25 protein-coding genes are annotated in these 25,432 nt (G+C 50.4%); 16 read left to right on the top strand and 9 right to left on the bottom strand.

The annotated features are described in order from the left end of the window. The first annotated feature begins 26 nt into the window (after window positions 1–26). Window positions 27–314 carry a stage VI sporulation protein F gene (locus BN3772_RS16325; protein WP_042200778.1) on the top strand — a complete coding sequence of 96 codons (288 nt, stop codon included), beginning with the start codon at window positions 27–29 and terminating at the stop codon, window positions 312–314. Window positions 315–416: 102 nt separating this feature from the next. On the opposite strand, the gene BN3772_RS16320 is transcribed toward BN3772_RS16325, so the two are convergent. The 3 genes from BN3772_RS16320 to BN3772_RS16310 all read right to left on the bottom strand — a co-directional run bounded on the left by BN3772_RS16320 (window position 417) and on the right by BN3772_RS16310 (window position 3,037). Further along, window positions 417–1,289: a YitT family protein gene (locus BN3772_RS16320; RefSeq protein ID WP_042200776.1), complete on the bottom strand. Its 873-nt coding sequence runs from the start codon at window positions 1,287–1,289 to the stop codon at window positions 417–419. A 104-nt stretch (window positions 1,290–1,393) separates the two neighbouring features. Then, the gene (locus BN3772_RS16315; RefSeq protein ID WP_042200774.1) at window positions 1,394–1,744 is read right to left on the bottom strand and encodes a hypothetical protein; all 351 of its coding nucleotides are present in this window, start codon (window positions 1,742–1,744) and stop codon (window positions 1,394–1,396) included. A 357-nt stretch (window positions 1,745–2,101) separates the two neighbouring features. Continuing rightward, on the bottom strand, window positions 2,102–3,037 hold the full coding sequence (locus BN3772_RS16310) for a C40 family peptidase (RefSeq protein WP_042200772.1): 936 nt from the start codon (window positions 3,035–3,037) through the stop codon (window positions 2,102–2,104). Between the two features lie 336 nt (window positions 3,038–3,373). Between BN3772_RS16310 and BN3772_RS16305 the strand changes: the two genes are divergently transcribed. The 9 genes from BN3772_RS16305 (at window position 3,374) to BN3772_RS16265 (ending at window position 13,872) form a co-directional block, all read left to right on the top strand. Continuing rightward, entirely contained in the window at window positions 3,374–4,447 is a 1,074-nt protein-coding gene (locus BN3772_RS16305; protein ID WP_042175962.1) for an ABC transporter substrate-binding protein, read from the top strand. A 68-nt stretch (window positions 4,448–4,515) separates the two neighbouring features. Next, on the top strand, window positions 4,516–5,442 hold the full coding sequence (locus BN3772_RS16300) for an ABC transporter permease (RefSeq protein ID WP_042200770.1): 927 nt from the start codon (window positions 4,516–4,518) through the stop codon (window positions 5,440–5,442). Then, window positions 5,429–6,223: an ABC transporter ATP-binding protein gene (locus BN3772_RS16295; protein WP_042200769.1), complete on the top strand. Its 795-nt coding sequence runs from the start codon at window positions 5,429–5,431 to the stop codon at window positions 6,221–6,223. Before BN3772_RS16300 ends, BN3772_RS16295 begins: the two co-directional genes overlap by 14 nt. Window positions 6,224–6,631: 408 nt before the next feature. After that, on the top strand, window positions 6,632–7,423 hold the full coding sequence (locus tag BN3772_RS16290; RefSeq protein WP_042200766.1) for an SDR family oxidoreductase: 792 nt from the start codon (window positions 6,632–6,634) through the stop codon (window positions 7,421–7,423). 232 nt (window positions 7,424–7,655) lie between these two features. Further along, window positions 7,656–8,378 carry an MgtC/SapB family protein gene (locus BN3772_RS16285; RefSeq protein WP_042200765.1) on the top strand — a complete coding sequence of 241 codons (723 nt, stop codon included), beginning with the start codon at window positions 7,656–7,658 and terminating at the stop codon, window positions 8,376–8,378. A gap of 84 nt (window positions 8,379–8,462) precedes the next feature. Beyond that, on the top strand, window positions 8,463–9,452 hold the full coding sequence (locus BN3772_RS16280) for an aldose 1-epimerase (RefSeq protein WP_042200763.1): 990 nt from the start codon (window positions 8,463–8,465) through the stop codon (window positions 9,450–9,452). Between the two features lie 223 nt (window positions 9,453–9,675). Beyond that, window positions 9,676–11,481, top strand: a complete 1,806-nt coding sequence (locus tag BN3772_RS16275) for an LTA synthase family protein (protein WP_042200761.1) — start codon at window positions 9,676–9,678, stop codon at window positions 11,479–11,481. Between the two features lie 104 nt (window positions 11,482–11,585). Beyond that, window positions 11,586–12,254 carry a TraX family protein gene (locus BN3772_RS16270; protein ID WP_042200760.1) on the top strand — a complete coding sequence of 223 codons (669 nt, stop codon included), beginning with the start codon at window positions 11,586–11,588 and terminating at the stop codon, window positions 12,252–12,254. 100 nt (window positions 12,255–12,354) lie between these two features. Next, on the top strand, window positions 12,355–13,872 hold the full coding sequence (locus tag BN3772_RS16265) for a copper amine oxidase N-terminal domain-containing protein (protein ID WP_052380541.1): 1,518 nt from the start codon (window positions 12,355–12,357) through the stop codon (window positions 13,870–13,872). 37 nt (window positions 13,873–13,909) lie between these two features. Here the strand turns inward: BN3772_RS16265 and BN3772_RS30680 are convergent, their stop codons facing one another. Further along, window positions 13,910–14,071: a helix-hairpin-helix domain-containing protein gene (locus BN3772_RS30680; protein ID WP_157643605.1), complete on the bottom strand. Its 162-nt coding sequence runs from the start codon at window positions 14,069–14,071 to the stop codon at window positions 13,910–13,912. Between the two features lie 30 nt (window positions 14,072–14,101). Next, window positions 14,102–15,424, bottom strand: coding sequence for a metallophosphoesterase (locus BN3772_RS16260; RefSeq protein WP_157643604.1), 1,323 nt, complete (start codon window positions 15,422–15,424; stop codon window positions 14,102–14,104). A 380-nt stretch (window positions 15,425–15,804) separates the two neighbouring features. On the opposite strand from BN3772_RS16260, the gene BN3772_RS16255 reads away from it, so the two are divergent. Together BN3772_RS16255 and BN3772_RS16250 are read left to right on the top strand one after the other, a co-directional pair. Further along, window positions 15,805–16,404, top strand: coding sequence for a nitroreductase family protein (locus BN3772_RS16255; RefSeq protein WP_042175984.1), 600 nt, complete (start codon window positions 15,805–15,807; stop codon window positions 16,402–16,404). 91 nt (window positions 16,405–16,495) lie between these two features. Next, on the top strand, window positions 16,496–16,693 hold the full coding sequence (locus BN3772_RS16250; protein ID WP_042200759.1) for a DUF2188 domain-containing protein: 198 nt from the start codon (window positions 16,496–16,498) through the stop codon (window positions 16,691–16,693). Window positions 16,694–16,773: 80 nt separating this feature from the next. Here the strand turns inward: BN3772_RS16250 and BN3772_RS16245 are convergent, their stop codons facing one another. Beyond that, window positions 16,774–17,970 carry a peptidylprolyl isomerase gene (locus BN3772_RS16245; protein ID WP_052380539.1) on the bottom strand — a complete coding sequence of 399 codons (1,197 nt, stop codon included), beginning with the start codon at window positions 17,968–17,970 and terminating at the stop codon, window positions 16,774–16,776. Between the two features lie 244 nt (window positions 17,971–18,214). Next, on the bottom strand, window positions 18,215–18,550 hold the full coding sequence (locus tag BN3772_RS16240) for a LytTR family transcriptional regulator DNA-binding domain-containing protein (protein WP_039872696.1): 336 nt from the start codon (window positions 18,548–18,550) through the stop codon (window positions 18,215–18,217). Window positions 18,551–18,775: 225 nt separating this feature from the next. Between BN3772_RS16240 and BN3772_RS16235 the strand changes: the two genes are divergently transcribed. Next, complete coding sequence (locus tag BN3772_RS16235) at window positions 18,776–19,882, top strand: lactonase family protein (protein ID WP_042200758.1); 1,107 nt, start codon at window positions 18,776–18,778, stop codon at window positions 19,880–19,882. 79 nt (window positions 19,883–19,961) lie between these two features. On the opposite strand, the gene hfq is transcribed toward BN3772_RS16235, so the two are convergent. Next, window positions 19,962–20,183 carry an RNA chaperone Hfq gene (hfq, locus tag BN3772_RS16230; protein ID WP_042175992.1) on the bottom strand — a complete coding sequence of 74 codons (222 nt, stop codon included), beginning with the start codon at window positions 20,181–20,183 and terminating at the stop codon, window positions 19,962–19,964. A 109-nt stretch (window positions 20,184–20,292) separates the two neighbouring features. Here hfq and BN3772_RS16225 point away from each other — a divergent pair, with 109 nt between their 5' ends. After that, window positions 20,293–20,937 carry a phosphatase PAP2 family protein gene (locus tag BN3772_RS16225; RefSeq protein ID WP_042200756.1) on the top strand — a complete coding sequence of 215 codons (645 nt, stop codon included), beginning with the start codon at window positions 20,293–20,295 and terminating at the stop codon, window positions 20,935–20,937. A gap of 71 nt (window positions 20,938–21,008) precedes the next feature. Here the strand turns inward: BN3772_RS16225 and BN3772_RS16220 are convergent, their stop codons facing one another. After that, the gene (locus tag BN3772_RS16220; RefSeq protein WP_042200755.1) at window positions 21,009–21,503 is read right to left on the bottom strand and encodes a hypothetical protein; all 495 of its coding nucleotides are present in this window, start codon (window positions 21,501–21,503) and stop codon (window positions 21,009–21,011) included. Between the two features lie 456 nt (window positions 21,504–21,959). On the opposite strand from BN3772_RS16220, the gene BN3772_RS16215 reads away from it, so the two are divergent. Both BN3772_RS16215 and helD read left to right on the top strand, forming a co-directional pair. After that, a complete protein-coding gene (locus BN3772_RS16215) occupies window positions 21,960–22,991 on the top strand; it encodes an FUSC family protein (RefSeq protein ID WP_042200754.1) in 1,032 nt (343 codons plus the stop codon). A 47-nt stretch (window positions 22,992–23,038) separates the two neighbouring features. After that, on the top strand, window positions 23,039–25,396 hold the full coding sequence (gene helD / locus BN3772_RS16210; RefSeq protein ID WP_042200753.1) for an RNA polymerase recycling motor HelD: 2,358 nt from the start codon (window positions 23,039–23,041) through the stop codon (window positions 25,394–25,396). Window positions 25,397–25,432: the final 36 nt, after the last annotated feature.

Raw genomic sequence — 25,432 nt, 5'->3', positions numbered from 1 at the left:
ATTGGATATGACGGGAGGTGCTGCAATTGGGATATCAGCAATACGGAATCAGTCCCCAGCTGGTGGAACGCATCAAGCTGAAGATGAAGAATACGGCAGTGAAGGACCGAATTAAGAACTTGATTAACGGTGTTTCCAAGCAGGAGCTGCAGGATACTGCTGTGGTGCGCAGGCTTGTACGGAATGCCGCCGCAGTGCTGAACGAGAAGCTGACCGGTGCGCAGGAGGATCAGATCGTCAAGTTCGTCATTGCCCAGAAGATTGATCCGAACAACACCTTTCACCTTATCCGCCTGTGGGGAATGTTCCGCTGAGCCGGGAGGGAGCCTGGATATCCAGGGACAACAAAAAGACGTTTCCGCAAAGTACTGCGGAAACGTCTTTTTGTCAATTTATAACCAAACCCGGCTTAGGGCTTAGCTGATTTTGCGGCGCACCCATTCAGCCAGGCTGTCCGGCTGATTGCTGGCCACGGTAATCTTGCTGTCCTGGTCACAGGAACGGACGATGGAGGTGAGCGCATCTTCCTCCAGCCTGCTGGCCAGACAGAACAGCACACCGGGCTGACCTTCCTTAGTTCCGGGCTGGATCAGCTTGACATCCCGCTTAAGGGATAGCTGCAGAGCCTTGCGGATCTCCTCATAGCGGCTGCTGGTAATCCAGACCGCCCTGGAGCGCGAAAGACCGCGAAGGGAGAAGCGGACACCCTCAAAGGCAAGCAGATAAGCAATAATACTGTACATCGCCTGATCCCAGCCGAACAGCATGCCTCCGGCAAGCAGGATGCCGCAGTTGAACAGCATGATGACAACTTCGGCAGATTTGGGCGGCCCCCCGTCAGTTAACAGGAAACCCTGCTCTCTGACATTTCCGGAAAGTCCGCCTGTACGGATCATGATCCCGATTCCCAGACCAAGGCAGAGTCCTCCGGCAATTGCGGCAATTAACGGATCTGCGGATACTGCCGGGAAATGATGTAATGCCAGCGATCCGGCTGTGAGACAGAACAGGCCGAGTAAGGTATACAGTGCAAAACGCAGGTTAATCTGCCGCCGGGAGAGCAGAATAAACGGCAGATTAAACAGGAAGAGAAACAGGCCGAGCCGCATTTCAGTAAGGTGGGCCAGGAGTGCTGACAAGCCGGCGATACCGCCAAGCACGAGCTTATGAGGCATCAGGAACAGCTCAAGTCCGACTGCTGCCAGCAAGCCGCCGCATATCACACAGAGAATACGGATAAGCTTAGTCCGACCGGAAGCAGAGATTTTGTGTTCTATAGATTGATTCATCCAGGGGTTCCTCCTTCGGCAGGGAAACTGTATTGTGTGCCGCCGGAGCGGCGGGAGCAGTAAAGGGAGTGTTAAGAGGCTGTCTGACAGTTGGATGAACTGTATTATTTTATGAAATTAGACGTATATTTAAGCGGCCGGAGCAGCAGGCGTTTCAAGCGGTTATAGTAGAGCGGATACAGCAGGACGAAGCATACAGCCAGCCCCGTCTCCTGAGTGACAGACAAAGGGTTTCCATGATGAACACTACGCAGAATCGGCACAGATTTCGGAACTGGCGCATGCATCCAGGCAGGCTGTGTCACTTTGTGCTCATAGCGTTCTATGTGCGGATACTGCTTAGGCTCGGCATTGCTGAATGCGCCAATGGAGGCTGTGAGCGTCATGAGCAGCAAAAGCGGAACAAGTGCTGCACGCAACCAGAGTGTAAGCGTTTTATCCGACGGATATGCCATTATGAAAACACCTCCTTACTGTATCTTATAGTGTAAGCATAGCATATGTTTCGCGGCAGAACCAATTGATGAACCCGCTGCACAGCCGAAAATATGCAGGAATAAAGAAGAATGAAGAGAAAGAAGAAGGATTTTAAAGAAATAAAGGCTTTATAATAAATTTTTAAACTCAGAAGTGCTTAATTGGCGTATGATTGAATGATTACAGGCTTGTTACCGCTTGGGGGAAATATGGCTTACAGATAACGATACGGACGGACATTTATACCGTTAAGAAGGTCAAAAAGAGCGGAACAGCCGATAACTTGGCTAACCGCTCTTTTCTTTTTGAGGCGATGGGAACGGGTAATCAGGTGCTTAAAGGACTCGCTGCATGTGCAATATAACATTATGCCAATAACCGGAATCAAGCTCGCTGATCTGCACACCGGGCTCTCCCCAGGTATGGATGAACTTGCCGCTGCCGATATAGATGCCTACATGTCCAGGGATCGCGTCGCTCTCAAAACGTCCGGGAACGGTAAAGAAGATCAAATCACCTGTCTTAAGGTCATCACGGTTAACTCGCCGTCCGATATTATCCTGGTCACGGGCCAGACGGGGCAGCTCCACGCCGAATTTTTTAAATACGTGGCGGGTAAAGGAGGAGCAGTCAAATTTTCTGGTCTCCTCATAGGAGCCGGCTCCGAAGTCGTAAGGGACCCCAAGGAATTTTTTGGCGTACGATACGAGCTCACCCGTGTCTACATCAGATGCGCTTTGGATCCGCAGTGTATTAGGAGCACCGTGGCCGGATGCGATGCCGTTCACGGCATCCTTGTCCTTATCCGTCGGAGGCGCGATATTGATCTCGCCGGATGCCGGATTCCAGCCCACCTCAGTCTGCAGCAGCTTGGATAAAGCAGTAGGTGTAATATAGATCTGTCCGTTACGGCGGATAGGGGCATCGGGAAGAGTTACTTTGTCTCCAAGTGAAAATACCTGAGCGGAATCCGGCTTCAGCATGTACATTACATCGGTATAACCGATTTTGGCATATCCTCCGCTTGTGCTGTCATCCTTAACCCTGTAACCAAGGGCGGCTGCAGCCGGTTTGAGCGGTATCCAGAACTTGCCCTGGTTGTCGGTAACGTAAGATTTCTCATAGTAGCTGCCGGCAAAAGAGCCGGATGGGGTAATGGAGTTTGCTTTTGGCTTTTGGTCCTGCTGGTAATATCCACAGGCGCTGCTGGTTATGGTTAGGGCAAGGATTGCTGCTGCTGCGGCTGATTTTTTGTGTAAAGTTATCTTCATACGTCACGCTCCATCTATTCGAACTGTAGCTTCATTTTGTGCAAAATGCCGCTTTTTATAAGGGTGAACTTGCTGGATACACTTCCTGTTCCTGTATGGTACCGGACATGTGCCGCAGAGTCTGTCGACATTGTGCGTATATTGTAATATCTGGATTGCTGATTTACGATTGACGGATAAAGAACCTCCATATAATATAAGTTTAATAGAAATGCTGTATCCAATGAGAGATTCGTGTAAGGTTTTGCTTTAATGCTTTTAAAGATGAAAGCGATAATGCTGAGTCGCTCACTTTGATACACGCGCTGATACCGTAAACAGAAAAGGGGTTATCTGATGAAAAAGTCGAAACTTTGGGCCGGTCTGGGCCTGTGCCTGATGCTGGTTGCTGCAGGCTGCGGAAATAACAATGCGGTTAACACGGGGACAGCGAATTCCGGAAACACACCGGCTGCATCAACCAATGCGCCTGCAAATGCAGGAACAGATGAAGCCAAATCCTACAAGATTGCTATTTCGCAATATGTTGAGCACCCGTCGCTTGATGCGACGCGTGACGGTTTTCTGGCTGCTCTGAAGGATGCAGGGATTGTTGAAGGTGAGAACCTGACTGTTGATCTGCAGAACGCCCAGGCAGACCAGGCTAATAACCTTTCTATTGCACAAAAAATTGCCGGCGACAAAAACGACCTGGTACTCGGAATCGCAACACCGTCTGCTCAAGCGGTCGTGCAGAACGTTAAGGATACGCCTATTCTGTTCGCAGCTGTAACGGACCCGCTGGATGCGAAGATTGTCAGCGATCTTGATCATCCGGGCGGCAATGTCTCCGGCGCTTCCGATACTAACCCTGAAGCCATTACCCGGCTGATGAACTTCATTGCTACACAGTTCCCTAATGTGAAGAAGGTCGGTCTGGTTATTAACGAGGGCGAACCAAATGCGGTTGTTATGGCGGGTATCGCTAAGGAAGAGCTGGACAAGCACGGAATCGAGCTGGTGAAGGCGGCAATTACCAATACTTCCGAGGTGAAGCAAGCCGCAGAATCACTTGTAGGCCGTGTAGATGCATTCTACATCACACTGGATAACTCGGTCGTAAGCGGTGTGGATGCAATTATCCAGACAGCCAATAACAATAAGCTGCCGTTCTTCTCCGCTGACCGCGATACTGTTGAGAAGGGTGCTTTTGCTACCGTTGGCTTCAAGTATTATGACCACGGCTATCAGGTTGGGGAAATGGCTGTTGATGTACTGAAGAACGGCACAAGCCCTGGTGATATGAAGGTTACTATGCAGGAGAAGCTGGACCTTATTATTAATCTGAAGGCTGCTGCCGCTCAAGGAATTGAAGTTACCGATGCCATCAAGGCTGAAATAACCGATCAGGAGAACAATATCATTCAATAACAGCCAGACATCATAATGGGGCGATCCCGTAAGGGACGCCTCTTGCCGCTTGAAGGGGGAAGTCACCAATGTATAATTCAATGCTCGGAGCCGTGGAAATGGGCCTCCTGTATGCGTTTATGGCTTTAGGGGTTTACATTACGTTCCGGATTCTCGATTTTCCTGATTTGACTGTGGATGGAAGCTTCACAACCGGCGGGGCTATTGCCGCTGTAATGATTACGAACGGAGCAGCGCCTTGGCTGGCTACGCTCTGTGCACTTGGTGGCGGTATGCTGGCGGGGATGTGTACAGGATTGCTGCACACTAAGGGTAAGATCAACGGGCTGCTGTCCGGGATTCTCATGATGATTGCGCTTTATTCAATCAATCTGCGGATTCTCGGCAAACCTAACGTCTCACTGATGGGCGAGAACACACTGTTCAGCTCCATTAATCCGCTGCTTGTTATGCCTTTTGTTGTCATTCTGGTCAAAATCCTGATGGATCTGTTCCTGCGGACCGACCTGGGACTTGCCCTGCGGGCAACCGGTGACAATTCACGTATGATCCGCAGCTTCGGGGTCAACACGGATACTACGACTATTCTCGGCATCAGCCTGTCGAACGGCATGGTTGCACTCTCGGGTGCGCTTATCGCCCAGTACTCTACTTTTGCCGATTCATCTATGGGTATTGGTATGATCGTTATCGGTTTAGCTTCTGTTATCATCGGGGAAGCGATCTTTGGAGCTGGCAGCGTCTTCCGTGCTACTCTGGCAGCTGTGCTCGGCTCGATCGTGTACCGGATCGTTGTGGCACTCGCCCTGCGTGTGCCTTGGCTCGAAGCCTCTGACCTGAAGCTGATCACAGCTATTATCGTTATTGTTGCCCTGCTGTTCCCGTCGGTTCAGCGGTATCTGAAGACGAAGAGCACCGCTCGCAGACGTACAGCTGAGCTGGCAGAGCAGGCCTTGCGCAGCAAGAAGGGGGGAGCAGCCAATGCTAAAGCTTGATAATGTATCTAAGCTGTTCAATCCCGGTTCACCCGATGAGAAAATAGCCCTGCTGGGGATCGACCTGGAGCTGAAGGCCGGTGATTTCGTAACCATCATAGGCAGTAACGGCGCAGGCAAATCTACACTGATGAATGTGATCTCCGGTGTGATGAAGCCGGATTTAGGCGAAGCGCGGATTGAAGGGAATTCAATCAGCCATTTGTCTGAGTTCCAGCGGGCCCGCTGGATCGGCCGGGTCTTCCAGGACCCGATGGCCGGTACAGCACCGCATATGACGATTGAAGAGAATCTTGCGATGGCCTACAAGCGCGGCCAGACCCGCGGCCTGGCCTTTGGTGTGAATGCAGCCAGACGTAACGTATTCCGTGAGCAATTGAGCCGTCTGGGCATTGGTCTTGAGAACCGGCTGCGGGCTAAGGTCGGGCTTTTGTCCGGAGGAGAGCGGCAGGCGCTGAGTCTGCTGATGGCAACCTTCACCCAGCCGCAGATTCTGCTGCTGGATGAGCATACGGCGGCGCTTGACCCTGCCCGTGCAGATCTGATTACGAAGCTGACGGAATCAATTGTCCGTGAAATGAAGCTGACCACGCTGATGGTTACACATAACATGGAGCAGGCCATCCGTCTGGGCAACCGTCTGATTATGATGGATAAAGGGTCCATTATTCTAGATATCGACGAGACCCGCAAGCAGGATCTGACCGTTGAACGCCTGCTGGGCGAATTTGAAGCGATCAGCGGCCAGAAGCTGGCAGATGACCGGATGATGCTGGGATAAGGAATGTTCCCCGCTAGCCGGGTTACAGGCTTGGACACAGTTAAGCAACAGACTGTGTTCAAGTCTTTTTCTGTTGTCGCTGTATTGACAGCTGCGGCTCATCATATGGTTATCGGTCCGGCAGAGCAACAGGATCGCGAGTTCATGACTGCCTGCCTATCGCAGGCCTTTGGAAGCATGGACACACAGCTATTTGAATCATACCGCCACCACTGATCGGGTAACCTACATTGCCGAAGCCGGCAGCTGCTGCCAATGTTACTGTTACTCTCAGCTGATTTTCCTGTCATATTCAGTACTCCTGATGTAAGCACCTTCATTCCCGAAGTCAAAATTCTCCGGTCCCGGTTCACTTTCATGCACATGAGGTAAAGTAATGAAAGAATAACAACTGGAGGGGACATAATAATGGCAGAGCATAGATTAGCAGGCAAAGTAGCGGTTGTAACCGGCGGGGGTTCCGGAATCGGTAAAGCCTCGGTTCTTGAATTTGCCGGAAACGGTGCGAAGGTAGTCATGCTTGACCGGACGCCCGATAATGCCCAGAAGGTAAGACGGCAGGTAGAGCAAGCAGGCGGAGAGGCTATTGTCATTGAGTGTGACATTGAACAGCCGGAGCAGGTAAAAGCGGCTATGGATCAGGCTGCAGCCCAATGGGGCCGTCTGGATATCGTATTTGCGAATGCGGGAATTAACGGAGCGATGGCACCGATCGAAACGATGGAAATGGACGACTGGGATCAGACCCTTCATATTAATCTGCGGGGAACATTTGCAACTGTAAAATATGCAATTCCGCATTTGAAAAATAACGGCGGCAGCATTCTGATCAACAGCTCCATTAACGGAAACCGGGTTTTCTCCAATATCGGCTTCTCGGCTTACAGCACCACTAAGGCAGGACAGGTCGCATTCATGAAAATGGCAGCGCTTGAACTGGCCCAGTACAAGATCAGAGTCAACGCTATCTGTCCCGGAGCCATCACAACTAATATAGATGACAATACTTATCCGTCTGAGGACCTGAAGGAAGTGCAGATTCCCGTGGATTTCCCCGAGGGTGATCAGCCGCTGGAGGAAGGGCCGGGACGGCCGGATCAGGTAGCCAAGCTGGCGGTATTTCTGGCCTCTGACGATTCCGACCACATTACCGGTACAGAAATCTATTGTGACGGGGCTGAGTCACTGCTGCATGGTTAGATCATAACCCATTGCATTCTAATCAGCGAATGCCCGGCATATAATAGAAAGAATAGTTCCTCCTTCCGAAGAAACGGATTCCATCCGCGGCAGGCTGCACGAGCCTTTAGGGGTTAATGCAGCCTGCAGCAGAGAGGCATGCGTTTCTTCTTTATTTTTATTTTAAATTGGGTAAAACCTGGCCGCTATTTTCAGGTATACTGATTCTATCTGTTTTTTTAGAGGAGGAGCCATGAGTATTGATCTGCATACTGAATCAATTATAAAACTGCTAGTAGCCATGCTGTTCGGGCTGTTCATCGGCATTGACCGGCAATTGAAGCAGAAACCGCTGGGGATCCGGACCAGCATGGTTATCAGCATTGCAAGCTGCCTTGTGACACTTGTCTCCATCCATGCCTACGACAAGTTCGGCGGGGCGGAGCATCCTACAATGGACCCGATGCGTCTGGCGGCACAGATTGTCAGCGGGATCGGTTTCCTGGGGGCCGGTGTCATTTTGCGCAGGGGCGGAGATGCTATATCGGGCTTGACCTCAGCGGCGCTTATCTGGACTGCGTCGGGGATCGGAATTGCGGTAGGCGCAGGCTTTTATCTGGAGGCGGGTTACGCGGTGGTGCTGCTGATGTTCGCAGTTAACGCAGTTCCGCTGCTGATCAAGGCGATTGGCCCCGAGGTGCTTAACAAGCATGAAATCTCGGTCAAAATCATCATGGAGCCCAACTATGTGCTGACTGAGGTCATTCAGAAAATTGAAGGTCGTCCTATGACGGAACAGCGTAAATCACGGAAGCCGGGCCGGACCATCCGCCGGATGAAAATCAAGGATCTGGACGACGGCAGACAGCTGATCGATATGGTTTTGTCGGCACCTGACCATGATTATGCGACAGAAATCTATTATGATGTCAAAAAAATCGAACATGTCATGAGCGTTGAAGTGGAACAATTGTAAAAATGCCGTGTTACCGCTTCCCAAGATGTGTTAATCTATCTAAGAGAGTCATTTTGAGGATATGGAAGGGAGAACAAATTTACAATGTCGATTACAGCCTATGAAGGACAATTTCAAGGGGAAGTTGCGGTCTGGCTGAAGGCCGGACGTTATGAAGCTGCGATTCTGCCGGGAATCGGAGGCAACCTGATCTGCTACCGCGATACAGAGAACGGATACCGTTTCCTGCATGAGCCCGGTGCTGAAGAAATGGAGGCATTCAAGGCCAGCCCGGGGATTCACGGCATTCCGGTGCTGTTCCCTCCGAACCGTTATGAGGACGGGGAGTTCCCGTTTAACGGAAAGACCTATCAGCTTCCGGTGAATGAGTCGGCTACCGGTAACCATCTGCACGGTTTTTTACATACGGCAGCTTGGGAGGTTGAAGAATTCGGCAGCGGCAAAAGCGAAAGCTTTGTCACAGTAGCCATCAAGGTGGATGAGAATCATCCTTCCTATCAATATCTGCCGTTCAAATACACGGTTAAGCTGCGCTATACGCTTGGTGAGGGCGGATTGTCCCAGCAGCTGCTGGTGCACAATGACGGTGAAGAGCTGATGCCGTGTCTGCTGGCGTTCCATACCGCCATTAATGCACCGTTTGCGCCGGGCAGCACTCCGCAGGATTACAAGGTGAAGCTGACAATCGGCGAACGCTGGGAGCTTAATGAGCGCATGCTGCCTACAGGAGCTTTCCAGGAGCTGACCGCTGATGAATTGGCTCTGCGGGAGGAAGGCCTGTATCCGTTCTATGCGGCAATGGACAACCACTATACCGCAGTTGCACAAAACGGCCGTAACCGGATGGAGCTTACTGACAGTAAGGCCGGAGTAACACTGGTTTATGATGTAGGCACTTCGTACAAGCAGTGGATGATCTGGAACAACGGGGCGACCGAAGGCTTCTTCTGTCCTGAACCGCAGATTAACCTGGTTAACGCGCCGAAGGTTGACTTGCCTGCTGATGAAATCGGCCTGTTCAGTCTTGCGCCGGGCGAATTCTGGGAAGAAACCAGCCGTCTTTATGTAAAATAAACAGTTTGAACGGGACTCTGCTGTGCAGATCCTCCAGAGTGGGTTGCAGCATAATCGCTGCAGCCCGCTTTTTTGCTGTCTTCTAAAAGGGGGAAGAGTATACGCCCTTGTGGAGGCTGTGAAGAATAGGAGCAGCAGAAAGTGCAGCAAAAGGCCGTTTTTTAATGGGAAATTAAGCTTAATGGCGTATACTACACGTTCAGTATAGATAGGGGTGGTTTGATTGCGTTATAAGCTGTTGCACAAGCGTTACTGGATGCTGACGGTATTTCTGCTGTTGAGCGGTTTTTTGCTGAATTTCTATCTGCAGGCAACCTCACTTGGACTTGAGCCGGTAAAGGTACTGAACTGGATCAGTGAATATCCGCTGCTGTATATAACCGGCAGCCTGTTTTTCTGTTTCCTGCTGCTGGCTGCAGCAGTTCTTCTGCCCAATATGTATATCGGGCCGGGACTTATCCTATTGCTGGGTGCAGCTCTGGGAGCAGCAGATTATAATAAGCTGGGGACAACCGGGGAGCCGTTGTTCCCCTGGGATCTGCTGCTGCTCAAAAATGCCGGGGAGATGGCGAAAATTACGAAAGGCATGATCTCGCCGCTGATGCTTGCGTCAGCCATACTAATTGTTGCTGCGCTTATATGGCTGCTGCATAGGATGCCTAAGGTGAAGCTCCGCCTGCCGCTCAGGCTGTTGCTCGGCGCAGTAGCTGTAATCATGCTTGCGGGTTTTATCACAATGGTCAGCAGACAGGGCTCACTTGCATCTGCGCTGAAGTATCAGAGCATCTTCTGGAATCAGAAGGTGAACTATACACAGAACGGTTTTCTATACGCCTTTACAGGGAATCTCCGGCAGAGTCTGATGGAGCAGCCGGAAGGGTACAGCCGGCAGGCGATCAGAACGATTGCAGCCAAATACAGCCAGTTGCCGGACACTGCGGCTGCTCTTCCAGCTGGAGGACAGCCTAATATTCTGTTCATGATGGACGAAGCCTTTTTCGACCCCACAAGGCTAGACGGGCTGACTTTTAGCAGGGACCCGCTCAGCTTTATCCACTCGCAGGAATCCCGGTCCCCTTCAGGTTATCTGCTCTCGCCTGAATTCGGCGGAAATACGGCCAATGTCGAATTTGAAGCGCTGACCGGTCTATCCATGTACTTCCTGAAGGACGGGGCCATTCCATACCAGCAGAGGCTTGTCAAAATGAACGCTCTGCCGTCTATTGTCAGCATACTGAAGGAGCGGGGATACAAGGCATCTGCGGTTCATCCGTTTGATGAAACGTTCTATAACCGGAACCGGGTCTATCCGGTGCTGGGCTTTGATTCCTTTACCAGCGAAAAGGATTTCGGACCGGCAGGGCGGATTACACCGGATGGTTATATTTCGGATAAATCTGCCGTGCAGGAAGCTGTAAGGCAGATACAATCTTCAGCAGAGCCGGTATTTCTGCATCTGGTAACAATGCAGAACCACTTTCCGTTCACCAAAGGCCTGAACGGGCCAAATACCATTACGGTCAGCGGTGTTCAGGCGGAGTATCAGGATGAAATAGAAACCTATATTCAGAACACCCGGCTTACAGACGAGGCAGTGGCCTTCCTGCAGCAGGAGCTGCTGACAATCGGCAAGCCGACCGTTGCCGTATTCTGGGGCGATCATCTGCCGGCCTTAAGCGCCGGCATCTATACAGAGAGCGGCTGGGACAATCAGCCGCGGCTTAAGCATGAGACCAAGCTGATGATACTGGCGAACTTTGATATAGGTGCAGAACCCTTAGGGACAATCAGCCCCGCATTTCTGGGACCGGCTGTCTTCCGGCTGTCCGGACTGTCCTTGCCTCCCTATTATAAGCTGCTCGAACAGGTTCAGGCTGAGATCCCGGGATTAAGCAAATCTGCTCTGATCGGCGCTGATGGTCCGCTCAACGTCTTGTCCTCCGGGCAGCAGCAGCTGCTGAATGATTACCGCATGGTTGAGTATGACCTGCTGGAGGGCGAGAGCTACTCATCAGACCTGTTATTCTGATGCAGGAAACGGCTGCATTCCATGGAAACAGCATAAGAGCTTGCACTGCCTGACAAAGCAATGGATAATAACATTCATAAAGCTCGTATAACAGGAGGCCAGAGATGCAGATTATCGCAATGCTGACTATGCTGATCGACCACACCGGCTACATTTTTTTTCCTTATGAAATGGGCTGGAGAATCGTAGGAAGAATCGCCTTTCCGATTTACTGCTACGCGCTGGTTCAGGGGCATATACATACTAAATCAACACCCAAATATTTACTGCGGCTACTGCTGATTGCACTCATCTCTCAGGTGCCGTACAATTTAGCGCTGGATCCGGGCGGCTGGAATGTCGTCTTTACACTGCTGATCTCCGCAATTGTGCTTGTGATTCTGGATAAGCTGCCGTCCCTTTGGCTAGGCATCCCGGTTGTTCTGATTGCCGTCTATGTGATGGATATGCTGCCGCTGGATTATAACGCCTATGGTCTGCTTTTGGTGCTGATCTTCCGTTATGCACGTTCCTATTATCTGATTCTTGCCCATTTTCTGCTGAACGGCTTCTATCTGTTCTACAGCGGCTGGCTTGTCCAGATGTACAGTATTGTCCCGACCCTTATTATTGCCGTATTTCCGGTCGCGTGGACCTACATCGAACGAAAACGGCTGCCCCGCTGGGTGTGGTGGTCCTTTTATCCGGCCCATCTCGCTATTTTGGCTGCGATAAAGATTATCAATAGCCAGGAATGGGTAAATATTCAATGGAAAACTCTGTTTATGCTCTGAAAAGTCCCTTTGATCCGGGAATACATTGCGTATGGATGATGATCCTTCCTCTTATGAGTTGATGGATAGATGTACAAATAACCGATGAAGGAGTCATGCTATGAGAAGAATGAAGAAGGGTACCAAATGGCTGCTGCCGGTATTGGCCATGCTGCTTATTCTGGCAGGATGCCAAACTGTAGGCGGGCTGGATGTAAATAAGGCGCTGCTGGGGGATTTGAATGTAAAATCAGTGGAATCAAGTACCACACTGTCCTTAAATGCTGTTCCGGCTGACGGAATCAGTGCCGAGGATCTGGAAATGATCGAACTTATTAATTCTTTTTCCGTAAATATTGCCCATGTTAAGCTGCAGGATAACGGTAATGTATCTGCTACCGGAACCGTTACCTACAAGCAGGCAACAGTACCGTTCAATCTGTCTATGGACAAGGAAGCAGTTGTGCTCAATGCTGAAGGAGCTAAGCAGCCATTCTACTTCCCGCTTGAAAGTTACGAGGCTTCACTAGGTATAGAGGGGCTGGATGAGAGCAAGCTGATGGATATTTCCAAGCTTGTCAGTGAATTTGTGGTTAAGAATTTGCCGAATCCGGCAGCAATCAGTGCTACATCGGTAAGTGAATCTGTGTACGGACAGCAGCTGAACCTGACTAAGCTACATACTGAAATTACAGGTGATGAGCTGCCGGCGCTGGTGAAGAGTTTCCTGAAATCCGTGTCTAAGGATACAGAAGGCTTTACGGCACTGATTGGCGGTTTATATGATTATCTGTACCCGATTCTGATTGCTTCAGGAGCAGATGACGAGCTGGATTACCTCGGATTCGGTGAGATTCCGCTGGAGGACAAGGAAGGCGTAGTGACTGTGGCACATGATGCAGCGAAGCTTGCTGTGGATGCGCTGCTGCTTGTCTATGACAAACAGCTCGAAAATCTGTATGAGACAACACCTGAACTGGCTACTGTGCTGAGCAAGGATACGAAGCTCCAGGTGGATCTGTTTGTTGATAGCGGGTTCCATGTACGTAAGCAGAATATTGACCTTACAATAGCCCTGCCGGCCAGTGAGGATCTGCCGTTGAAGAGCATCTCCGTGAAATCAGAGAGCCAGACCTGGAATGTAAACGGGCCAGTTACAGCGGATCTGATCAGTAAGGAGGGTGCGGTGGATCTGACCGCTACTGAGCTTACACCGGGGGAAACTCTGCGTAACTTTGAGCAGGGCTCGACCGTGTACAACGTACTGAAGGATGATCTCAAGATTACAGCAAGGACCCTATTCATTGAACCGGATGATGATTACTACTATTATCCTGTAAACATTGGAGGTACGACCTGGGTTCCGCTGCGTTATGTAGCAGAGGATCTGGATGCCGGGATTACCTGGAACGGCGCAGATAAGTCGATTACGGTAACAGATGATGTGTATGGTGATACAATCGTTTTCAAAATTGGTTCGGATCAGGCGCTCGTTAACGGGACCTCTGTGAAGCTGCAACAGCCTGTATTTGTAGACGAATACGGTGATGCTAATGTGCCTTTACGGGTGCTTGCCGAAGCACTGCATGCAAAAGTCGAGATGGACGAGGATGGCTATATCTGGATTGAGCGGCCATAATTCACAGCTTTATTAGAATAAGAAAAGCCGGAGTTCCCTACAGCGGAGCTCCGGCTTTTTGCTGATGACTGCTGTTATCCGGAAAATCAAGACCCTTGGCGGCAAGTGCCTCTTTCAGCATGGCAATTCCTCTTGGACCCATGCCGTGCAGCTTGGCCGGGAAGCCGCTCTCCGGCAGCGGTACGATTCGTGATGTCATCCATAGCCCCCTTTCTGCAGAGGCAGCGGCCTACTGCGTGGTAAGCGTCAATTCCAGCTCTGTATTGCTAAGCTCCTTAGGCTTCAGCATACTGCTGATGTAGCCTGACATGAAGCCTTCCTTCTGGTTCTGCCACAGCTGATAACCCGGCATTGCCTTAATAGCTTCTGCGTTACTACCGGCTGTTCCGGCAAAATAGTCGACATTTAAAGCAGACATCATCTCTGCCATCGACTGCTTCTCTGCTTCACTTAAGCCGCTTTCTGCCAGACTCTTCATCGCTTTATTATAGGAGCCCTCTGCGAACGATTTTTCGGCATATGCTGTAAAGTTTACCAGGTTGGGGTCCTTTATTCCATTGTCAGCAGCCCAGCCCCCGACGTCTACGGAGGCCGTTGTATAAGTGACTTTCCGGGACAACGGGTCAAAGGTCATTGCACCATACTGATGCGGGTTGACTGCAAAAGCGCTGGTGGCGATATCAAAGACCGGCGTTACCTCTGAGCCGTCTGCTGCAGTCTGACCGGTCGAAGGGTCCCGCTGGATATCCTGCATGTGAATATGACCGGATAATACGAGATTAAGGTTGTCCTTACGCAGTGCAGTCATCGTTTCCTGGCTGTTATTAAGCTTGAAGCCGGAGACAGGCATGGAGGTGTGGCTGAGCAGATTGTGATGCATGACGGTTATGATGGAGGCGTGCTGTTCAGCGGCGAGCTTCACACAGTCGTTCATCCAGGCTAAGGTTGCCGGGAGTATCCGGCCGTCGGTCTGCGGAAAGCCATACTTAAGATTATTCATGTACTGGCTGCTGTCTATCATCAGCAGCCATAAGCCGGGTGCGGCATTAACCGCATAGCTGAGGCTGTTCTTATCCCTTGAAATGGCCTCATTGTACCCGAAGTCGGCATACAGCTCTGTGAAATCTGCATCCGTAATATGCTCAGCTATAATTTGCTTATCATCCTTGAAGGATCTGGCCCACGGGTTGAACAGATCATGATTGCCCGGGATAACATAGACAGAGGTGCCTTGCTCTTCGATGCGCTTCAGCTTGGCCGCAAGCTCTCTATGACTGCTTGCTTCACCGTTATTGGTCAGATCACCGCTCAGGATCAGGAACTGCGGCTTAGCCTTTTCTGCGTCATGAATTAGTGCCTCCATCAGCTCATCACTGTAAGGCAGCATTTTACCGTCTCCGCCGCTTACATAGCTCTGAAAAGCCGGACCGCCGTCCTGCAGTGCTTTGTCCAAATAATGTGTGTCTGTTGCTGCCCAGAAGGATACAGGCTGTACCCCGGTCCGGAAACTTTCGGAGGTCTTGGCGGCAGCTTCAAAAGCATTAGATGACAATTTTGTGTCCTTGCAGCCGGAAAGAAGAGAAGCAGCTGCGAGCAAGAAAGTAAGGGCTATTATGGGTGTATTTTTGAACGGAAACCGGTTTCTAAGAGCGGGGAATATCATCGTTAGGACCTTCCTTCAGCAAATTTGCTGCATAATTGTAGCTCATCCGGGGCTGATTTGTATACCTGAATGCGGCAGATGTTTCGAAACAGCCTGAAGTGATTATAGAAAATAGTGGAAGGCGTATAAATAGCACGAATCTAGCGAGAATAAGAGTTGCCGCAGAGCTCCGGTTCTGGATTTTTTATGAAATAGGTGTTGTTTTATCGGAATAGAAGTGTTAAGATATACAAAAGTTAGTTACTTAAATAAATGGAGGTAGTTATTTTATGTCTAAGACTTTTCTGGAAGCGGTAGAAGCAAGACGGTCCGTATATGCAATCAGCAAGGAATCCCCGATCTCTGATGATAAAATTAAAGAAATTGTTGAAGCAGCTGTATTGCACAGCCCGACTTCGTTCAACTCCCAGAGCTCCAGAGCAGTAGTTCTGCTTGGCGAACAGCATGATAAGCTGTGGGATATCACGGCTGAAACACTCCGTAAAATTGTGCCGACTGAGCAATTCGAGGGTACTGCCCAAAAGCTGGCTTCGTTTAAAGCCGGTTACGGCTCGGTATTGTTTTTTGAGGATCAGACAGTTGTGAAAAATCTGCAGGAGAACTTTGCCCTGTATGCCGAGAATTTCCCGGTCTGGTCCAATCAGTCTTCCGGTATTCTGCAGTTTGTAGTGTGGACTGCCTTCTCAGAAGCCGGTCTTGGCGCTTCGCTTCAGCACTATAACCCGCTGATCGATGATGAAGTGAAGGAAACCTTCGGTATTCCGGCAGAATGGAAGCTGATTGCACAGCTTCCGTTCGGTAAGACTGTAACGGCTCCGGGACCTAAAGAATTCCAGCCGATCGAAGACCGTGTAAAGGTGCATAAATAAGCTTACCCCTATTGTTTAGACCCTCCTTAATCAGGATAAGTAGTACTATGACAAGTTCATGGACTATAGCCTGATTAAGGAGGTTTTTGTTATGCCTTGGGATAAAGAGAATTATCCGGATTCCCTGAAAAATTTCATGGCTCCGGTGCGCAACAAGGCGATTGAAATTGCCAATGCATTGCTGGAGGACGGATACGGGGAGGGGCGGGCTATTGCTATAGCCACAGCGCAGGCTAAAGAGTGGGGAGAGAACCGCGACAAGCAGATCCGCAAGAAAACTGCTGAGTAGAAGTCATGATTCAGTTCAGCCAATAGCGTAGCAAAAGGACCAGACGGTTAAACCGCTGGTCCTTTTGCTGTAAATCGGGTTTATTCAGCTGCTGGCGCTTCCGTAGCTTCTGCGCTTGCAGCCGGGGAAGCAGAGGCTTCCGGCTCATCTGTAAGCGTGTTAGTAATAGTAGCGTTTGTAGTCAGATCCTGCAGCCAGGTGGAGGACATCTCGGACACCTTCTGGGAAGTCAGCGTTTTCTTGATTTCTTCTTTCTTTTCTTCCAGCGTGTATTCCTTAGCTTCTTTACGGTCTGTTACCTTAATAATATGGTAGCCGTAATCGCTCTTCACAGCACCGCTGGTTTCGCCTACCTTAAGGGCAAAGGCAGCGTCGGAAAATTCAGTGACCATGTCGCCTTTTTTGAAGAATCCAAGATCGCCGCCGTTCTCTTTCGAGCCTGTATCAGAAGATTTCTCTTTAGCCAGTGTTGCGAAATCAGCACCGTCTTTAAGCTGCTTCACAATGGCATCAGCTTCTTCCTTGGTAGCAACCAGGATGTGGGAAGCCTGAACTTCTTCTTCCTGATTAAAGGAGGCTTTATTCTCATCGAAATAGGCCGAAATATCTTCATCGGTTACAGTTATCTTAGGCTCAAGCAGCTTACGGATCTCTACCTGAAGCGGCATCTGGGCTTTCAGGTCATCAAGCGTCATTGAGCTCTGGGCCAGAGCGGCATTTAAAGCATCTTCTCCGCCAAACTGGGTTTTCAGATCTTCAATCTCTGCATTGATATCCTCATCGGTAACCGTGATGTTGGCTTTTTTGGCTTCCTGCTCCACAAGTGTAGTGGTGATCAGATTCTGCAGGGTTGTCTCGCCGCCGGCCTCAACCAGCTTGTCATACAGCTGCGCTTTCGTAATGTCTGCCCCGTTAACGGTAGCGACTGCAGTGCTGTTGTCACTCTTTTGGAAAGGCGGTTTAATTAATACTATAATCAGTGCTGCTGCAAGTACGATCGAAGCGATCATCCAGCCCTTACCGCCTTTAGGGGAGGAAGGAGGTCTGTTGCCGCCGCCAACCTTGCTCATCACAGGAACAGTCTCAGGTGCTGCATCTGCTGCAGCTTTATTAGCAGGTGTAACCGTTTCTTGCGCCGCCGGAACCGTTTCTTCTGGAGCTGCAGGTACCTGTTCTGCTTCAACCGAAGCTTCATTGTTGTTTACGGAAGCAGATGCTTCTTCCGGTGTACCGTTGTTGTTCAATTGCTCATTACCTTCAAATTCTTTTTTGTCCATTAGAATTAATGACTCCCTTCAATATAGGTGATGCCTGTCTTTCTACAACTTTACCAGAAATCAGGATTCCAAACCTTAAGAAAGTATAAAAAAGCATAAAAGCTTTTTAAGATTTCATTAAGATAAAGGAAAAAGCCGGAAGCACATGGGATTCCCGTGCGCTTCCGGCTTATAAGCAGGGAGTAAAAGAACGCATAAGGCCAGCTTGTTTCTGCATTCTTATACTCTCAGAGTATTCACGCTCTCAAGAAGTAAGCCCTTTCAGCAGATGGCGGATGCTTTCCTGTTTCCGTCTGGGAACACGGACGTTTTTGGCATAGAGGCCCTTTTCTCCGAAATAGATGCAGTCGTCTTCGATGGCGCTGATCTTATTCAGATTAACATAGCAGCTTCCGTAAACATGATAATAGCTGGAGTTCGATAACAAACGGTTCAACTGCTCGGCAGACATTCTCTTTTTAATATTGTAGTTTCTGCCGTGAAAAATGACCAGATCATGGTCCCCGACCTTAAAGAACAGAATGTCTGTTTCCACCTCGAAGTCCTCATATACATTTCTGGCTTCCAGCAGGCTGCTCATTCGTGTTCCCCCTTTATACAATTTTAACGAAGCGTGTTAGCGCTTTCATTATAACATAATCTTTTTTCTTTGAGAAGTCTTATTTTTGAAATGTTTTTTGTCATTTTTTCCGTTGCATTTGTCATAGACGCTGAAAAATTGTAAATTATAAAGATGGCTGTTGTTTGAACGAGAGCCAGGCTGTATGTAAAAAACCGGATGGACTAATAGAGGGGGAAAACCGAGATGAAAGAAAATTCCAGATTATTGCTGTTTACCGGCTCCTATGCTAGTACAACGGATAACGGGGTACAGGTGTATGAATTTGACGGAGGGGCTGGCGGTAAGCTGAAGCTGCTGGATAGTGTTCAGGGAATTGCCAATCCTACCTTTGTAAATGTGGATACTGCCAAGAACCGGCTGTATGCCATTAGTGAGAAGCTTAACGGTGAAGGGGTAAAAGAGGGCGAGGTTGTTACCCTGTCTATCGACGCGCAGACCGGCAAGCTTACTGAACTGAGCCGGATCTCAACGATGCCAGCTACTGATGCAGGACAGACGACTACCTGCCATATCAACAGGGATTCAGACAGTGCCTATCTGGTTGTATGCAGCTATCACGGCGGCCTTGTAGGCCTGCTAAGTGTAGATGCTGACGGAAATCCGGTGCGGCTGACAGATACTGCTGTACATACCGGTAAAGGAACGGTACCCGGCCAGGAGAAGCCGCATCCGCATTCGGCTGTTTTCAGCCCGGACGAGCGCTTCCTGTTTGTCTCTGACCTTGGACTTGACCTGATCCGCACTTACCATATCAACAGGGATGCCGGTACGCTTGAGGTTCAGGGCGAGATTAAGGTGGCTGAAGGGGCAGGACCACGCCACTTTGTATTCCATCCGGACGGAAAGTCCGCTTATGTCATCAATGAATTGAACAGTACGGTTACTTCTTTCCTGTATGACAGTGAGTCCGCTGTCTTAAAAACATCTGTTACGGTGCCGACACTGCCTGATGATTATTCCTATACTAATAACGGCTGCGCAGAGATCGCCTTCTCTAAAGACGGGCGCTTCCTCTACGGTTCCAACCGGGGTCATGACAGCATCGTTGTCTATGCCGTGAATGCTGAGACAGCAGAGCTTACTCTGGTCCAGCATGAGTCTACACGGGGAGGGCATCCGCGGCACTTCACAGTGACACCGGATGGCGGGTATCTGATTGTGGCGAACCGGGACGGCAATAATCTGGTTGTGTTCTCTCTTGATACCGCAACCGGACGGCTTAGCTTTACCGGGAATGAAGCAGAGACGTCTAAGCCGGTCTGCGTGAAGCCGGCCGTATTTCCGGTCTGATCCCGGCACAGCCGTATAGCTGACTGACAGCAAGAAAAAAGGAACACCGGAAGGGAAAGCTCCGGTGTTCCTTTTGATCTTACTTGAGTGAGACCGGCTTTAGCGGTACAACAGTGGAGACTGCAGATTTAAACAGTACATTCTGTCTGCCGTCGCCCTGTCCTGTCAGGGTAATGGTATAGGCGTCGTAAGAAGTAACGAGTCCCTGCATTTTAACTCCGTTCGTCGTAAAAATGGTAACGGGCACCTTTGTTGAGATGCACTGATTCAACAAACGTTCCTGCAGCTTTAGGCTTTCCACTTTGGCAGCACTCCATCTTTATATAAATTGTTTTCCGGTTCATTATATCACGGGAGGGCGGTTCTCAGGCAACGGGTTCACAGAATACCTATCAGATAAGGAGTAAGCTATGCTTCACTACCGGCAGTGGTCCAGGGGATTTCGTTCCTCTTTGTGGTTCGCATTAATGTTTATCGTCATTGCCCTGCTTGTGGCAATGAACAAAACAGCTTATTTTGACAATTCAATTATCCATGCCGTACAATCAGCGGAGTCACCCGGATTAACCTCTTTGGCCAAAAGCCTCTCCCTGGTCGGCTCATCCAAGCTTGCTGTAATTATTTCGCTCGTTACAATAGCGCTGCTGTTCTTCCTGCTCAAGCACCGGATGGAGCTGGTGCTGTTCCTCTGGGTTGGAATTGGCTCGCAGCTCATTAATATTCTGCTTAAGCAATGGTTTCACCGCGAACGACCTGATATTCACCGGCTGATCGAGCAGGCAGGCTACAGCTTTCCAAGCGGACATTCCATGGCAGCCTTTTCTTTGTACGGGGCGGTGGCGTATTTGCTGTGGCGGCATATGCGTAAGAAAAGAGAACGGATAATACTGATTCTATTCACCGTCTTTATGACAATCGGCATAGGCTGGAGCCGGATCTATCTGGGGGTCCATTACCCCAGCGATGTCATCGGCGGATATGCGGCAAGCGGAGCCTGGCTGATGCTGTCTATAGCCTGCTTTAAGGCTTACCGTAATTCCCGGCGCAGAATGTAGAGCCAATCATTCTTAATGACAAAAAAACGGGCATCTGCAGCCTGCCAAGGCTGAGATGCCCGTATCACGGTTTACCGGTTAGGGGTAGGCGCCTTTCCGGGCGCTCCTGCATGATTACCGGCTGAAGCGGAGATGCTCAGCTTCAGCAGCGCCGGCAGGCCGGCTTTCAGCTTCTTGACCTCATCCTTGGTGAGCTGCCCGTCCTTTAGCGACTCATCCAGCTTGAGGCTGGCTGCCTCGCTCAGCTTACGGATGTATTCCTCTTCGCTCCAGCCCTTTTTTTCCTTGGCCAGACTATAGAGGGTTTTGCCGCTCTGCAGGCTGTCCATCAGCTCTTTGCGGTCCATATCCAGGAGCTTTGCCGTTTCACTCAGAATAAAATGCCCGCCGGCCCGGAACCCTTTATTGTGATGCTGGCGGGCCGGCTGTTTTGTCCCGGAAACGTTGCTCTCAGCTGATGAAACAGGAGCATGTTCTGTAACGTTCCGGGCATAAGCGGCTGCCGGAGTCAGACACAGCACGGCGGCTGCGGCAAATGCAGTAATTTTTTTAATCTTGTTACTCATGCGTTCACCTCTACATATGGAATGGTACTGCCGTATACAGTATTACCGTTAAGCCGCTTACCTGCTAAAGCGCTAAAATTCGCGGGGCTGCATCATGGGTAATTACATCTGTACCCTTATAGAGATTGACGTAACACAAAAAGGATATACATAAGCGGCATTAATTAACTTTAGTATTCACATCAAAACAGATGCTTCCGAAGCAAGTTTTGCCGAAGTGAACCAAGGAAGCCTATGCTATACAAAACTAAGCCTATGCTTCCGAAGCAAGTTTTGCCGAAGTGAACCAGGGAAGCCTATGCTATACAAAACTAAGCCTATGCTTCCGAAGCAAGTTTTGCCGAAGTGAACCAGGGAAGCCTATGCTATACAAAACTAAGCCTATGCTTCCGAAGTAAGTTTTGCCGAAGTGAATCAGGGAAGCCTATGCTATACAAAACTTTAGGAGGGATGGATTTGGCTTTTGGCGCCCGCATTTTAAAAACAGGCATGGCAGTTACATTGTCCCTTTATTTATCCGCACTGCTGCAGTTTTCTTCTCCTGTCGGTGCGGCGATTGCAGCAATTTTTGCCATGCAGCCATCTATATACCGTTCTTGGCGGTATTTTCTGGACCAGATCCAGACTAGTACTATGGGAGCTGTTCTTGCGCTGCTTGGCGGGATGCTCCTATCCAATGAGCCGATTGCAGTCGGGCTTGTATGTATTCTGGTCATTATGATCAGTATGAAAATGAACCGGGCCGACACGATCGGCCTGACTCTGGTTACCGTTATCTCCGTGATGGAGGCCTCCGGACAGTGGGAGTTCGCGCTGACCCGCTTCCTGCTCACACTGACCGGGATTGTCTCTGCATTTATTATTAATATCAGCGTCTTTCCGCCCAAGCCCCGCAAGCAGTATATTCAGCAGATTGAGAGTGTGTTTACCAGCCTATCGCTGCTGCTGCGGACCGCGGTATCGCATGAAATGAAGGAAAGCGTGTTCCGCGACGAAAAAAATGCGCTCGGAGGCTCAATTAAGGCGCTTGCTGATAAATACGCCCTGTTCGAGGAGGAGCAGAAACAGCTGCGCAGGGCAAAATACAGTCAGACCCGTCAGATGGTGGTTTACAAAAACCTGCTGCAGACGCTGCAAAAGGGGTTTGAGGTGCTGGAGGCGATTGACAGGCACTATTTCCAGGCAGAGCGGACGGAGCGGACCGACGAGCTGTTTGACCGTCACCTGGAGCAGCTGATCAAATATCATGAATATATTCTGCTTAAATTCGAAGACAAGCTGAAGCGGGGGGCCAACGATTCGGAGCCGCTCAATGAAGACAACGACAGATTCCTGGAAGCGGCGATCCAAGGCTATAATCCGGAGAAAGCGGGACAGTTGCGCTTGTCAGTGGTGGCGGCGGCAATCTATGATTATGGTTACCAGCTTGACCGGCTTGACCGGCTGGCCGATCAGATAAACCGGGGAAACCATGATGAGAAGGAATAAGACAGAAATATAATCGAAGCACAGCCTTTTAAAGGGGATGAAATACATTGGAAAAGCAAGATCATGAATGGAAAGAGGAACAGGCACGGGTAACGGGGATTACGAGACTGCTGTCAGCCCATATCCGGCGGCTGTCCGAGGAGCTTGGACTGCACCGTTCCGATGTCGTTGATATGCGCAAGGACTTCTGGGAAGAGGTTACGGTTAACTTCAGCAGCCCGGATGATCTGGGGGAAACCTCAACCAGCCTCCGGCAGCAGGCGCAAATTCTGAATGAACGTGAGCGTCATCATCTGCAATCAAGCAAAGCGCTTAAGAAATACAGAAAACTGGTGAATTCACCTTATTTCGGCCGGATTGATTTCTCAGAGCAGCCGGGCGGGGAAGCAGAGCAGATCTACCTCGGCATCGGCTCATTGATGGAGGACGACGGCACGTTCCTGATATACGACTGGCGGGCGCCAATATCAAGCCTGTACTACGATGGAGCACCCGGTCCGGCCGCTTATGAAACTCCAGGGGGGCTGGTAAGCGGAACGATGAAGCTTAAGCGCCAGTTCGTAATTGATAGCGGACTAATCGAAGTAATGTTCGATACCGGAATGACAATCGGCGATGAGCTGCTGCAGCAGGTGCTCAGCCATAGTGCGGATGACCGTATGAAAAGCATCGTAGCGACAATCCAGAAGGAGCAGAACGCCGTAATCCGCAATGACCGCAGCCGTATGCTGGTGGTCCAGGGGGCGGCAGGCAGCGGCAAAACCTCAGCGGCGCTTCAGCGCGTAGCTTACCTGCTCTATAAATACCGCCAGGTGCTGCAGGCTGACCAGATGCTGCTGTTCTCGCCGAATCCGTTGTTTAACAGCTATGTTTCGACCGTTCTGCCCGAGCTGGGTGAAGAAAATATGCAGCAGACTACCTTCCAGATGTACCTGGAGCACAGGCTCGGCCAGGAATTTCAGCTGGAGGATGTGTTCAGCCAGACAGAAAGCCTGCTGGCAGCGCCGGATGACCCTGCGGCATCTGTACGCCGTGAAGGAATCGGTTATAAATCCTCCGTTGCTTTTCTGGATGCTATCCGCCGCTATGTCAATCTGCTGGAGCATGAGGGCATGCTGTTTAAGCCGCTTACGTTCCAGGGAAAAGCCATCGTCAGCAAGGAAGAGATGCAGCGGCAGTTCTATTCCTATGACCCGGCGATCAAGCTTGCGAACCGGATTGATCTGATGACCGGCTGGCTGCTGAAAAAAATCGCTGCCTTCAGTGTGGAAGAACGCGGGGCGTCGTGGGTGGAAGAGCAGATGGAGCTGCTGGATACCAGCGACTATCAGCGGGCGTATCATATGACCCGCCGCAAAGGCGGCGGGCACAAAGAAAGCTTTGATGATTTTGATACGGAGAAAAGCATGCTGGCACGCTATATTGTCAGCCAGAAGCTGAAGCCGCTGCGCGGCTGGACCAAACGCGGCCGGTTCGTAGATGTCAAAGGGCTGTACAGCCGGCTGTTTACGGACCGCAGGCTGATGGAGGATATGAATGCCGGCGCCGGTCTGCCGGCCAGTTGGGTTCAGATCTGCGAGCATACGCTTGATGCCGTTAGCTCTGGAGAGCTGGCTTATGAAGATGCTACGCCGTTCCTGTATCTGAAGGAGCTGAGCCAGGGCTTCCGGACGAATACGCTGATCCGCCATGTCATTGTCGATGAGGTTCAGGATTACTCGCCGTTCCAGCTGGAATTCATGCGCCGCCTGTTCCCGCGGGCCAAAATGACTGTGCTGGGTGATCTGAATCAGGCTATATATGCCCAAGGGGAGGTGCTCGGTGACCTGTCCAGCCTCGTCAGTATATACGGCGAGGAGAATACAGAGGTAATTTCCCTGACCAGAAGCTACCGCTCCACATATGAAATAGTAGAGTTCACCCGGGCAATGATTCCAGGCGGAGAGCGGATCGTTCCCTTTAACCGCCGGGGCGAAGCCCCGTCAGTAACGGTAGTCGGTACGGAATCAGAGCTGCTTGCCGCGGTTCAGCAGGATGTGCTGAGTCTGCATGCGGCAGGCTATCATTATGTGGCAGTCATCTGCAAAACCGCCGGAGAAAGCGCCGAGGTGCATGCCAAGCTGCAGAGCAGTCTGCCGGTACGGCTGGTGACTAAGGAGACTCCGAATTTCCAGAAAGGAACACTGGTGCTGCCTGCTTACCTGGCCAAAGGCGTAGAGTTTGATGCGGTTATCATCTATGACGGCTCTGATGAAAAATACGGCAGGGAAAATGAACGCAAGCTGTTCTATACAGCCTGCACCAGAGCGATGCATCTGCTGCATATTTACAGCCTGGGTAACCCGAGCTCGTTCCTGCCTGATGGGGCAGAACAGTCAGAAGAAGCAGATTCGGTTTTAGGTTAGTGCTTACGATGTTTCTTTTCAGCAATACGGCCCAAG

It is taken from the genome of Paenibacillus camerounensis, assembly GCF_000723885.1.
Classification (GTDB): Bacteria; Bacillota; Bacilli; order Paenibacillales; family Paenibacillaceae; genus Paenibacillus_AQ; species Paenibacillus_AQ camerounensis.
This window is presented reverse-complemented; position numbering and strand designations above follow the sequence as displayed.